General features: G+C 68.0%; 10 protein-coding genes and 1 pseudogene. 6 read left to right on the top strand and 5 right to left on the bottom strand.

Annotated features, from left to right (window positions below):
• Positions 1–214 precede the first annotated feature (214 nt).
• Together IPG61_18850 and IPG61_18855 are read left to right on the top strand one after the other, a co-directional pair.
• Positions 215–658, top strand: a complete 444-nt coding sequence (locus IPG61_18850; GenBank protein MBK6736083.1) for a hypothetical protein — start codon at positions 215–217, stop codon at positions 656–658.
• A 116-nt stretch (positions 659–774) separates the two neighbouring features.
• Complete coding sequence (locus tag IPG61_18855; GenBank protein MBK6736084.1) at positions 775–1,353, top strand: hypothetical protein; 579 nt, start codon at positions 775–777, stop codon at positions 1,351–1,353.
• A 310-nt stretch (positions 1,354–1,663) separates the two neighbouring features.
• On the opposite strand, the gene IPG61_18860 is transcribed toward IPG61_18855, so the two are convergent.
• Complete coding sequence (locus tag IPG61_18860) at positions 1,664–1,948, bottom strand: hypothetical protein (protein MBK6736085.1); 285 nt, start codon at positions 1,946–1,948, stop codon at positions 1,664–1,666.
• A gap of 979 nt (positions 1,949–2,927) precedes the next feature.
• Between IPG61_18860 and IPG61_18865 the strand changes: the two are divergent.
• Positions 2,928–3,497 (top strand): annotated as a pseudogene (locus IPG61_18865) (carbonic anhydrase).
• The gene (locus IPG61_18870) at positions 3,471–4,514 is read left to right on the top strand and encodes a carbonic anhydrase (protein ID MBK6736086.1); all 1,044 of its coding nucleotides are present in this window, start codon (positions 3,471–3,473) and stop codon (positions 4,512–4,514) included. The pseudogene IPG61_18865 and the gene IPG61_18870 overlap by 27 nt, the downstream one beginning before the upstream one ends.
• Here IPG61_18870 and msrA read toward each other — a convergent pair.
• Entirely contained in the window at positions 4,471–5,013 is a 543-nt protein-coding gene (gene msrA, locus IPG61_18875) for a peptide-methionine (S)-S-oxide reductase MsrA (protein MBK6736087.1), read from the bottom strand. The two genes, IPG61_18870 and msrA, sit on opposite strands and share 44 nt — an antisense overlap.
• Positions 5,014–5,315: 302 nt before the next feature.
• On the opposite strand from msrA, the gene guaA reads away from it, so the two are divergent.
• Complete coding sequence (gene guaA, locus IPG61_18880; protein MBK6736088.1) at positions 5,316–7,163, top strand: glutamine-hydrolyzing GMP synthase; 1,848 nt, start codon at positions 5,316–5,318, stop codon at positions 7,161–7,163.
• Positions 7,164–7,336: 173 nt separating this feature from the next.
• On the opposite strand, the gene IPG61_18885 is transcribed toward guaA, so the two are convergent.
• The 3 genes from IPG61_18885 to IPG61_18895 all read right to left on the bottom strand — a co-directional run bounded on the left by IPG61_18885 (position 7,337) and on the right by IPG61_18895 (position 9,520).
• Positions 7,337–8,068 (bottom strand): SDR family NAD(P)-dependent oxidoreductase, encoded by a 732-nt coding sequence (locus IPG61_18885; GenBank protein MBK6736089.1) that lies wholly within the window; start codon positions 8,066–8,068, stop codon positions 7,337–7,339.
• A 76-nt stretch (positions 8,069–8,144) separates the two neighbouring features.
• Complete coding sequence (locus tag IPG61_18890) at positions 8,145–9,077, bottom strand: polysaccharide deacetylase family protein (GenBank protein ID MBK6736090.1); 933 nt, start codon at positions 9,075–9,077, stop codon at positions 8,145–8,147.
• A gap of 191 nt (positions 9,078–9,268) precedes the next feature.
• A complete protein-coding gene (locus IPG61_18895) occupies positions 9,269–9,520 on the bottom strand; it encodes an RNA-binding protein (protein MBK6736091.1) in 252 nt (83 codons plus the stop codon).
• A 396-nt stretch (positions 9,521–9,916) separates the two neighbouring features.
• Here IPG61_18895 and IPG61_18900 point away from each other — a divergent pair, with 396 nt between their 5' ends.
• A complete protein-coding gene (locus IPG61_18900) occupies positions 9,917–11,716 on the top strand; it encodes a T9SS type A sorting domain-containing protein (GenBank protein MBK6736092.1) in 1,800 nt (599 codons plus the stop codon).
• The last annotated feature ends 76 nt before the right edge of the window (positions 11,717–11,792 follow it).

An 11,792-nucleotide genomic window follows, 5' to 3' on the forward strand; every position in this document is an offset into this window, starting at 1 on the left:
GGCTGCTGCAGAAGGTAGGCTGGGACGATGTCTCGACGGTGATGATGCCAGACGCCGGCCGGCCTCTCGAGGTCAACCCCTTCGGCACCGGCTCCGTGGCCGGCTTCAACGTCACCTACTTCACGATCGGCGTCATCGGCCTGTTCTACGGGGCCTGTCGTGGCAGGGCACGCAGGCCTACAACACCTCGGCCCGTTCCGCCCACGAGGGTAAGATGGACAACGTGCTGGGACTGTGGCGCCCGGCATCGGGCAGGGGCATGTTCATGACCCCCGTGCCGATCCTGATCTATACGGTGCTGCATCACCCCGACTGGAGCGGCCTGACCGGCGGCGTGCAGGCGAAGCTGGACGGCATCCCCAACGAGGCGCTGCGTTCGCAGATGCGCGGCCCCCTGACGCTGTCGGCCCTGCTGCCCACCGGCCTGCTGGGCGCCTTCGCGGCGCTGATGCTCTGCGCCTCGATCAGCACGCTGTACCTGCATGCGCTCGTGGAGCAGCATCTTCGTGCAGGACGTGCTGATTCCGCTGCGCCGGGGCGCCGCTGGCGTCTGACCGTCCATGCGCACGCTGCCTGGCCGTGGTCGGCGTGGGACTGTTCCCTTCGTCTTCAGCCTGTTCCACAAGCAGAGCCGGGCTATCCTCCTGTTCTTCGCTGACCGGGGCGATCTTCGCGCCGGCTGGTCGGGCGCGGTCATCATCGGCGGGCTCTACACCGCGCTGGGGCACCACGGCGGGCGCCTGGGCGGCCGGCATCGCCGGAGTGACACTGACCATGACCGGCTTCGTGCTGGAGCAGGCCAAGCGCGCGTGGCACGAGACAGGGACGCCGTTCTGGGGCCTGCTGGATTTCACGGGCCGCGCGCAGGCCGAGTCGTGGGCCGCCTGGATCCGACGCGAACCTGCCCAACGGCCAGCAGGTCTGGGGCGCTGGTCGATGTGGGTCTGCGCACTGGTCTATGTGGCGGTTTCGCTGGGCCAGCAGCTGGTGAAGCGCCGCGTGTTCGACCTGGATCGGCTGCTGCACCGCGGCAAAGTGGGCCGTGGCGGGCGGTTCGAGGGCACGGGACAGGCGGTCTCGCGGGGCTGGCGCGCCATCGGCATCACCGACGAGTTCGGACGGCGCGACAAGTTCCTCTACGTCATGACCTGGAGCTGGAACCTGGCCTGGATGGCGGTCTTCGCCGTCGGCACCATCTTCTTCCTTTCCCGCCGCCTGACGGACGGCGGCTGGTCAACTACGACACAATGGCTCCGCTTCTGGCACGCGCTTCTGGATCGAGATCGTCTCGTCGCTGGTGATGATCTGGTTCACCATCGGCGGCGTGCGCGACGTTCGCCGCATGCTGCGTGACCTGCGCGACCGCAAGCGCGACGACTCGGATGACGGGTACGTCCATGAGGATCGCGGGACCGACGGATGAAGCTCCGCCACTGTCCGTTGCAGGTCCACGACTGCAGGACCACGACCTGGCCGGTTGTGGCGACCATGCCGTGGTCCCGGTGTCGATACGCGCCGGTGTTCCTACTTCGTCGCGGAAACGTTCGTGTGCAGGAGCGCCGGACCTGAAGGCTAGGTGCCCGACGCGGCTGCTTCAGCGGTGACGAACAGCTAGAATTCACGCAAGGGCGTGACGCCGGAGTAGCTTCCGTTCAGGTCATCATCAACCTTGAGCGCACCCATGTTCTGCGAGCGGTCGGCCGAATCGTTGCCGCGCAGCCACACGACATAGACGGTGGCGGCGGGATCGACGCGCTGCGGCAGTGCCAGGTGCTTGACCGAGTTCGAAGGTGGTGTTACCGTTCTCGTTCGCGCCCACCTTCACGGGCGACTCGGCCGCGGGGATATCGCCGTTACCGGCCAACCGCACCTCTTTCGGTCCTGCGCATGAGGCCGCCGTCAGTCCGGTCACGATCAGGATCGCGATAGCAAGCTTGTTGCTCTTCATTTCTCTTCCCTTTCGACTTGAACGGGCTTCCGTGGTTCCGCGATATGCGACCGCGGCAAGGCCGGTTTCGGAAATGGGTCTCCGGAATGCGTGCCGGTGATTGTGGGCAGAACCGCAATCGTCGGGCCACGAGGTTGCGTCCTCCTGCATTCGCGCGGCTGCGTCTGGAAACAGCTTGTTTCCTGTCATTCGCTACCTTCCCTGTACTCGGCGGACCGGGCCTGCCGCCGGGACAAGCTCGCCGATTCGATCCTCAGCGCCGTCGCACCTGATCAGATTGATGCGCTGTCACTCAGATTGGGACGCTCGGCGGGAGCACGGCGATCTCCGCTATGGCCGCCGCAGACGACGATTGCTGCCCACAACCAGGGCAAAGCCGACGAGCAGGACTGCGGCACCGGCCGCGGCCGGGACGGGAAAGCCCTTGTGCTCGGTGGCAGTGGTCTTCAATGGCCCCAGATCAAAGCACCTCGCGGTGCCTGGAATAGCTGAATCCTCCGTAGACGAGCGCAACGAAGCCTGCGATGACCAATGCGATGCCGATCGCCTTCATATCTCATGACTCCCTGGTCGTGGCCGGCCGTGGAGACGTGACGACACCGCGTCGCCAACGCCATGCTGCAGGCCTCCACATCGTCCAGCGCAGGTTTCGTGCCCTCGGTCGTCGTGACCGCAAGTGCCTGTGGGACAAGCGCCGAGCCTGGTTTTGCCGTGCGGTGATCACCAGGGCGATGCCATCGGATCAGTGCTGGGCACATCAGGATGATCGAGGGCTCCCGGTCTGCAGGGACTCCAATCCGCGCATAAAGCTTTCCTCAGGAAGGCCGATCCATTGTCAACGAGGGTGCCACCGGTGCGGTGGCGTCGGCTGCGCCGTTCCCAGGGAGGTTTGTCGATGAAGGTGCTCAAATGGGCCTGGCTGGCAACGCTGCTGCTGCTGGCCCCGGTTTCAGCCGCACGGGCCGGGCATGACGGCGGCATGGATCCCGACAGCGCGCTGTCGCGGCTGCTCGAGGGCAACCGCCGCTTCCTCGATGCCGCACCGTCACATCCCAACCAGGACGTGTCGCGGCGAGCCCTGCTGGCCGGGGGCCAGGAGCCGTTCGCGATCATCCTGTGCTGTTCGGATTCACGCGTGCCGCCCGAAGTGGTTTTCGACCAGGGCCTGGGCGACCTGTTCGTGGTGCGCGTGGCCGGCAACGTGGCCGACGAGATCGGCCTGGCCAGCATCGAGTACGCCGCCGAGCACCTCGGCGTGCGCCTGGTCATGGTGCTCGGGCACGAGCGCTGCGGCGCCGTGACCGCGGCGGTGAAGGGCGGCGAGCTGCCGGGCCACCTGCCGGCGCTGATGGCGGCCCTGCAGCCTGCGGTCGACGGCAATCATGACCCGCACGGCGACGCGGTGGAAGGAGCCATGGCGGCGAACATCGAGCTGACCGCGCGGCAGTTGCGCGCATCCGGCCCCGTCCTGTCGGGCCTGGTGGCCGAGGGCAGGTTGAAGGGGGTCGGCGCGCGCTACGACCTGGACACGGGCGCCGTCGCAGTCGTTGACGCCGGCTCCGGGCACGACGGCGTCAGCCCCGAAGAGGCGCTGGCCCGCCTCATCATCGGCAACCGTCATTTCGTCAATGCCAAGCCCGCGTTCCCGGACCAGGATGCCGCGCGACGCGAAGCCCTGCTCGAAGGCCAGGCGCCGTTTGCCGCCATCCTCAGTTGCTCGGACTCGCGCGTGGCGCCCGAAGTGCTCTTCGACCAGGGCCTGGGCGACCTGTTCGTGGTGCGCGTGGCCGGCAACGTGGCCAACGCGATCGGCATCGCCAGCCTGGAGTACGCGGCCGAGCACCTGGGCACTCGGTTGATCGTGGTGCTGGGCCATGAGCGCTGCGGGGCCGTGACCGCGGCGGTGGGCGGCGGCGAACTGCCGGGGCACCTGCCGGCGCTGATGACCGCGCTGCAGCCGGCGGTGGCGGCCAATCGTGACCCGCACGGCGACCCGGTGGAGGGCGCCATCCGGGCGAACGTCGAGCTGACCGCCGAACTGCTGCGCGAGAGCGGGCCGATCCTGGCCGAGATGGTCGAGAAGGGTGAGCTGAAGATCGTCGGCGCCCGCTACGATCTGGACACGGGCATCGTCGAATGGCTCGACGGGCTGGCGGGACCGGGCCACGGAGCGGCGGCGCACGCCGCGGCACCGGCGGCCAAGTCGAAGCACGCACCGGCGCATGCGGCAATTCCGGCGGCCACGCCGAACCACGCGGCCGCGGCACGCCGGCGGCACAGCACGCAGCGGCGCACACGGCTGCGCCTGCGGCGCATGCGGCAACGCCGGCGGCGCACACACCGGCCAAGGCGGCACACGATACGGCCAAGCCGGCTGCGCACGCCGCCCCGATCGCAAAGCCGGGTGCCGAACCGCACGGATCGACACACGGTCGCTAGGAACAGGAACGGGATCGCGCGGTGCTGGTCAAACGACCACTGCCCCGCGCGATCCCGGACCGGATTCCGGCGCCGCTCCTTGTCTAGTCCTTCAGCTTGTCCGCGAACTGCTCCCGCAGCTTCTTGATCTTGGGATTGATCACGACCTGGCAGTACCCCTGCGACCGGTTGTTCTCGTAGTAGTCCTGGTGATAGTCCTCTGCCACATGGAACGTCGCGTCCGCGGCCAGTTCGGTCACGATGCGGTTGTCGAAGATCTTGTCGCGCGTCAGTTCGGCGATCATCGCCTCGGCGTCCGCGCGCTGCGCCGCATCGCGACAGAAGATGACCGACCGGTACTGCGTGCCGGCATCGGCACCCTGGCGATTGAGGGTTGTCGGGTCATGCGTGGCGAAGAACACCGTCAGCAGGTCGCGATAGGTGATCACGGCCGGATCGTACGTCACCCGCACCACCTCGGCATGCCCGGTCTCCCCCGTACACACTTCCCGGTACGTGGTCGGTCCGCTGCCGCCGGCGTAGCCCGACTCGACCTGTTCAACGCCCTTCAGGCGCTGGTAGACGGCCTCCAGGCACCAGAAGCACCCACCGCCCAGGACTGCCTGCTGCTTGCCCGTTTCCGCCATGGCGCCTGTACCTCCGCCAAGGACCGCCGCGAACACCGCCGCTGCGATCACCTTGTTGAGCTTCTGCATGTTTGTCTCCTCCCGGGCGCCACGCAGGCGCCACCGGTCACATGGTCGGGGCATCGGCGGGACGCCGCCACCGGCAACCTCCGTGGTACCCCGCGAGCGCCGGTCCGGTTCCGCGGGACCACCTCCCGGTTGTGCAATCGCGCCCGTTCTGCTAAATATGGCCCTTACCGGCCGGCGCCCCCGCGGCGGCCCGGCCTGCCCCCTGCCCGCCTTTCCGACCACAGGACGGACCCATGAAGCACGACGTCATCGCCGTCATCGACTTCGGCGGCCAGTACGCCCATCTCATCGCCACCAAGGTCAGGCGCGCGGCGCGGGTGCTGGCCGAGATCCGCCAGCCCGAGGACCCGTGCGAGGCCTTCGCCGGCTGCAAGGGCATCATCCTGAGCGGCAGCCCGTCGCTGGCCTCGTTCGGCGAGGACTCGGACTGGAACAAGGCCATCCTCGACCTCGACGTGCCCATCCTCGGGTTCTGCTTCGGGCACCAGGAGATCGCCAAGCACTACGGCGGCACCGTCATCCACGGGAAGCAGGAGTGGGGCCGCGCCGACCTGCACCTGACCGGCGAGCACGCGCTCTACAAGGGCCTGGGCCCGGTCGAGACGGTGTGGATGAGCCACTTCGACTCGGTCACGGCGGTCGGCGAAGGGTTCCGCGAGCTGGGCTGGTCGAAACTCGGGGCGAACGCCGAGCCGCACCGCTTCGCCGCCATTGCCGACGATACGCGCCGCCGCTACGGTTTCCAGTACCATCCCGAGGTCGACGACACCGTGCACGGCGACGACATGATCGCCAACTTCGTGCTCGGGATCTGCGGCTGCCGGCCCACCTGGACCATGGAGCGCTACGTCGAGGAGCAGGTCGAACGCATCCGCGAGCAGGTCGGCGACCGCTCGGTGTTCCTGCTCGCCTCGGGTGGCGTCGACTCGACGGTGGCGGCCCGGCTGTTCGTCGAGGCGCTCGGCCCCGAGCGGCTGGAACTGCTGCACGTGGACAACGGGCTCATGCGCAAGGATGAATCGCGCCAGGTCGTGGCGATGTTCCGCGACATGGGGCTGGGCGACCATCTGCACTTCATCGACGCCACCGACACGTTCCTGGCGGCGCTGGCCGGGAAGGTCGAGCCCGAGGCCAAGCGGCGCGCCATCGGCGACACCTTCATCACCGTGTTCGAGAGCGAGGCGCGGCGGCTGGGCATCACCGGGCACATGCTGGGCCAGGGCACCATCTACCCCGACACGATCGAGACGGGCGGCACCAAGCGCGCCGACACCATCAAGACGCACCACAACCGGGTGCCGATCATCGAGGAGATGATCAAGGCAGGCAAGGTGGTCGAACCGCTGGCCGACCTCTACAAGGTCGAGGTGCGCGAACTGGGCGAGAAGCTGGGCATTCCCCACGACATGATCTGGCGCCACCCCTTCCCCGGCCCGGGTCTCGGCGTGCGGCTGCTGTGCAGCGACGGCGCCGTGGCCGACGAGACGACGCTGGCGAAGATCACCCCCGCGGTGGCCAAGGCCGTTGAGGACTACGGCCTGCAGGCGATGCCGCTGCCGATCCGCTCGGTGGGCGTGAAGGCCGACCTGCGCACGTACGAACACCCGGTGCTGCTGCACGCGCCGGCTTCCGTGGCCGGCGGCGAGTACGACTGGGACGCGCTGGCCGAGGCCTCGGGCACCATCTTCAAGACCGTGGGCGGACTCAACCGCGCGCTGCTGCTGCTGGGCGATGGCCTCCCACACGAGTGCCGTCCGCTGGCCGCGCAGATGACGCGCGAACGCCTGGATCTGCTGCGCGAGTGCGACGAGGTGATGATGGCCGCGCTGCGGCGCCATGGCCTGTACGACCAGGTGTGGCAGTGCCCGACGGTGCTGGTGCCTCTGGAGATCGACGGCCGCGGGCGGGAGCTGTGCATCGTGCGGCCCATCCTCAGCGAGCGCGCGATGACGGCCACGGCGGCGCGGCTGCCGCGCAGGCTGCTGGACGAGGTGCGGGCGCAGATCATCGCGCGCAGCGAGATCAGCGCGGTGGCGTATGACCTGACGAGCAAGCCGCCGGGGACTATCGAGTGGGAGTAGCCCCGGCGTCAGCGTGCGGCGCAGACCTTGCGGGCGATTGCCGTCCACGTCCCTGGCGACGGAGCTACGGGCCACCGAAAGCCGAACATCCCCGGACTTGCGCCGGCGCAAGTCCGGGCAACAGGTCGACGCGCAATTCCAGCGCATCGATCCACCGCGCGGTGAGACCACACCTACCAGGGCATCCGCGCGCCCTTGTGCCACAGTTGGCCGTTGGGAAACTTCTCGCGGGCCATGGTCACCAGGTCGACGACCGTGCCCGCGCCCTCATCAACCTCAAGCGGCGCGGCCTGGGTCCCGAGATCGGTCTTCACCCAGCCCGGATGGGCGGCGGCAACCGCAATGCCCTTGCCCGCCAGCGTCTTGGACTGGATCAGGGTCAGCATGTTGAGCCCGGCCTTCGAGGTGGAGTATCCCACGGCCATGAAGCCCCCGACCTGCTTCCACATGCTCTCCGCCGTGCCGATCGAGCCGAGCATCGAGGAATGGTTGATCACCCGTGCATCGTCGCTGCGCGCCAGGAGCGGGACGAGGGCCTCGGTGATCGCGAACGGGGCGATGAGGTTGACCTCGAGCGTGCGCCGGACCTTGTCGGCGTCGGTCGGTTGGCCTTCCCACTCGATGGCGATCCCGGCGTTGTTCACGAGCACGTCGAGCCTGCCGAACGTGGACTCCAGATAGCCCGCGAGCCGGCCGATGTCATCGGGGCTGGTGACCTCGAGACGAATCGTGTGGGCATCGCATCCTGCCGCCGCGAGTTCCGCCGCCGCCGCCCGCCCGGCCTGTTCGTCGCGGGCCGTCAGGACCACCGTGTAGCCGAGCGCGCCCAGCTGCCGCCCGATCTCCTTGCCCAGTCCCTTGTTCGCCCCCGTGATGAGCGCTACCCTGCCGTTCTTCGTCGCCATCGCGTTGTTCTCCTGTCTGGTGCGTGAACTTGATCACCCGTTGTGCTTAAGGGCGCGGCAACCGCGCGTCGCATCGTCAGTCTCCTGCCGCCACCAACCGGTCTACGCGCTCCTTTTCGTACTCGTCACTCTCGGCCGGATAGCGCAGGCCGGGCAATCCCCGCTCCCTGGCCAGGGCCCACAGATGGCTCTCGCCTGCCGGCAGGGTCTGCGGTCCGAGTTGGTACGCAGGATCGGCCCAGGCTTCCGCAGGTGACACAAGCTTCCACCCACGCTCCCGGAACATCGCGATGACGTCCGGCAGGAAGGCGGCGTTGATGGCGTTGGCGTGCAGCAGCAGCACGTGCGGCAGGCTGCGGCCGAGCACCGCCACCGACAGCGAATCGTAATAGCAGGCGCGGTCCCACAGGTGGTCGAGGTAGGCGTCGCGCCAGGCCGCCGGGTCGTCCGTCGGGTGCTGCCCGCGCCACTCCAGGAAGCGGCTGTTGTAGTACCAGTCGCTGGCGTCGATGCTGACGGCACCGCTGCCGTACCCCTGTTCGCGCAGCCACGCCCGCAACGCGTCACGCTTCTCCGGTGTCTCGCCTTCCTTGAGGTACGGGAACCGCAGCCGCGGCGTCCAGCCGGGCAGTTCCTGCAACAGCGCCTGGGCCTTCCCGATGTCGGCGGTGAACACCTCGACGGTCATGGCCGCCGCGCCGAAATTGCGGTGCGCGTAGGTGTGGTTGCCGATCGCATGGCCGGCGCGGCCCCAGTCCCCCACCAGCCGCAGGCCCTCGTCACTGTCGACGCGCCGGCCGGTCGGAAAGAGGATCGCCTGGACGCCCGCGGCTTCCAGCGCCTCAAGGATGGCCCCGTTCCAGGCTGCGGCCTGCGGCTGCTCGCGCGGGTCGAAGCCGTCGTCGAAGGACAGGGCCACGCTCTGTGCGGCGGCTGCCGGCGGCAGCACCGGCAGCAGTGCGAACGCGAGCGCGAGGGCGCACAGGAGGCGATCGACCGGGTACGACATGCGGGCTCCCGCGCGGTTCCAGGCACCGGCTGAAGGTGGGGATGTCCACGATGCCCACCATCGTAGCCTGCGCTGCCGGCAACGACCAGTGCGGCCGCAACGGTGGACGACCCGCTGGAACGGGACCGGCCCGGAAGCCGTTGCCTCCGGGCCGGTCCCCGGCGTTCACGCCAGGCATGACGCGATGCGGGCTACCGCGGCGCGCGGTCCTTGGCCTCGTTCACGCTGAGGTTGCGACCCTCCATCGCGAAGCCGTCGAGCGCCTGGATGGCCCCCGCACAGGCGCTGTCATCCATCTCGATGAAACCGAAGCCGCGGGGGCGGCCGGTTTCGCGGTCGTTGATGAGGGCCACCGAGTGCACGGTGCCGTGCTTGGCGAACAGCTGGGACACCGAGTCGTTGGTCGCGGTGAACGGCAGGTTGCCGACGTAGATCTTCTTCATGTGGTTCCACCTATAGGGAAGGGGAGCTTTCCGGAATCGGGGGAACCCCGATCAGGGTTGGTGAAGATCCGGGGCGTGGGACGCGGCGGGTCGAAAACAATCCAGAAATCCTGGCCCCCAATATAGCCCGCCGGCGGCAGAGCCGCTTGTTTCTTGAATTTACGGCTTCGGTCAGAGGTCCGGCGTCCCCGACGGCCCACCCCCCCGGCCGGCATCCATTGATAAAGCATTATCGTATCGGGGAGCAAATTCCCCGGCGGACACGAAAAATACATTGATCGGAGTCCGAACAAAGTTGATAATCGCCGGACCGAAGATCGTTGCCCTGCGCCACACGGCCCGCCAGCGGCGGCAGCGATCGGACCAGCGGCCGGGCCGGCAACCAGAGGACAGGTCATGCGCAAGCTCTTCGTCGTTGTCGCACTCGCGCTCGTTCTCGTTTCCGCGGTCCAGGCGCCGGCCCAGGTCGGCCCCCTGCTGTGGGAAGACAACTTCAACACCCTGGACAACTGGCTGAAGATCACCGGCAACGGAAGCTGGGGCTGGGGCAACGGCGAACTTGAGTTCTACAAGAACGAAAACGTCGACATCGCCGACGTGCCCGGCGAGCCCGGCAACAAGGCCCTGCGCATCGTCGCGAAGCAGGAGAGCGGCCCCGGCATCGTCGACCAGTGGGGCAACCCGCTGCAGTACACCTCGGGCAAGGTGATGAGCAAGTCGTTCGTCTCGGTCAAGTACGGGATGATCGAAGCGCGCGTCTGGGTGCCCAACCTGAATCTCGGCGGCTGGCCCGCGTTCTGGCTGCTGGGCACCGCGAACTACGCGTGGCCGCGGAGCGGCGAGATCGACATGATGGAGATGGGCCTGAAGAAGGTCTATCGCGACCTGCACGACACGCACAACGGCGGCAACGGCCTGGACAACTCGACGGTCAACCAGATGATGGGCGCCAACGCCATCTTCTACTCCGAGGCCGCCATCAACCCGGGCAACCCGTCGGGCGCCGCGAGCCTGGCCTGGGATCCAACCGATGTGTACTACCGCCCCTACTACAACTACGCGAACCCGCTGAACGGGCGCTTCCTGATCTACCGGCTGTACTGGGACGAGAACTCGCTGCGGCAGACGATCGTCGACAACGGCGTCGAGTACGACCTGTTCGCCGAGCCGTTCACCATCGACGCCGAGTCCGACGAGTTCCGCAGCCCGTTCTACCTGATCGCCAACCTGGCCATCGGCGGCGCGGTCACCGACTGCTACGTGTTGGGCGACCCGGGAGCCGGCCTGCCGGTCACGATGCCGTTCCCGGCGACGATGTACGTGGACTACGTGCGCGCCTACCAGTGGAACGGCCAGGGCGAAGTCTTCCTGGGGCCGCCCACCCCGCGCGGCGGCGCATTCGGACTGTTCACCGACACGACGCCGGTCAACGACACGCTCGTGACCGAAGTCTCCTCGCAGATCTACGTATGGGAGAGCACGCTGGTCGACGGCACCATCCCGCCCTACGAGGGCGACAACGGCCTGGCCTGGCGCACCAACGGCCGCGGCTGGTTCGGCGCCGGCATCATGTCGATCCAGCCGGTGAACCTGTTCAACTTCGGCGAGGGCCATCTCAATTTCCGCATCAAGATCCCGGCCAACGTCACCTTCAAGATCGGCGTCATCGACACCTGGAACAACCAGTACTACGTGAGCTTCCCCGCCGGCCAGACGAAGTACGGCCTGGTGCGGAACGGCGAGTGGGGCCAGGCGTCGATCCCGGTCACAGACCTGCGCGGCACGGCCATCGACCTGCGCATGCTGAGCTACGAGTTCGTGATCCTCGAGGAACAGGGCGTCGGCTGCGAGTTCGCCCTCGACGACATCTACTACTCGGGCGGGCTGGCCAGCGGCACGGACCGCCCCGAGTACCGCCCTGTCGGGGCGAAGGTGCTGGCAAACGTGCCCAACCCGTTCAACGCGGGCACCGAACTGCGCTTCGAGCTGCCGGCCGCGGGCCCGTACGAGATCGAGGTCTATGACATCGGCGGGCGCCGCGTGACCGGCTTCCAGGGCATCGGCCAGGTCGGCGTCAACGCGGTGCGCTGGGACGGCCGCGACGAACTGGGCCGCAATGCCGCCGCCGGCGTCTACCACTACCGCTTGCTGAGCGCCGGCAGCACGGCGAGCGGCAAGCTGGTGCTCGTGAAATAGCGTGCCTCGCTGACGGGGTACGCACTCGATTTTCGGCCGCAACCGAGGGGAATGAGCCCGCCCCGCGGCCGAAAAT

This window comes from bacterium (genome assembly GCA_016703265.1).
Classification (GTDB): Bacteria; Krumholzibacteriota; Krumholzibacteriia; order LZORAL124-64-63; family LZORAL124-64-63; genus CAINDZ01.

Excerpts from the sequence above, each read along its gene's own strand:
- msrA (MBK6736087.1), bottom strand. The coding sequence starts at position 5,013 with ATGGCGGAAACGGGCAAGCAGCAGGCAGTCCTGGGCGGTGGGTGCTTC.
- IPG61_18885 (MBK6736089.1), bottom strand. The coding sequence starts at position 8,068 with ATGGCGACGAAGAACGGCAGGGTAGCGCTCATCACGGGGGCGAACAAG.
- IPG61_18900 (MBK6736092.1), top strand. The coding sequence starts at position 9,917 with ATGCGCAAGCTCTTCGTCGTTGTCGCACTCGCGCTCGTTCTCGTTTCC.
- IPG61_18850 (MBK6736083.1), top strand. The coding sequence starts at position 215 with ATGGACAACGTGCTGGGACTGTGGCGCCCGGCATCGGGCAGGGGCATG.
- IPG61_18895 (MBK6736091.1), bottom strand. The coding sequence starts at position 9,520 with ATGAAGAAGATCTACGTCGGCAACCTGCCGTTCACCGCGACCAACGAC.
- IPG61_18860 (MBK6736085.1), bottom strand. The coding sequence starts at position 1,948 with ATGAAGAGCAACAAGCTTGCTATCGCGATCCTGATCGTGACCGGACTG.
- guaA (MBK6736088.1), top strand. The coding sequence starts at position 5,316 with ATGAAGCACGACGTCATCGCCGTCATCGACTTCGGCGGCCAGTACGCC.
- IPG61_18855 (MBK6736084.1), top strand. The coding sequence starts at position 775 with ATGACCGGCTTCGTGCTGGAGCAGGCCAAGCGCGCGTGGCACGAGACA.
- IPG61_18890 (MBK6736090.1), bottom strand. The coding sequence starts at position 9,077 with ATGTCGTACCCGGTCGATCGCCTCCTGTGCGCCCTCGCGCTCGCGTTC.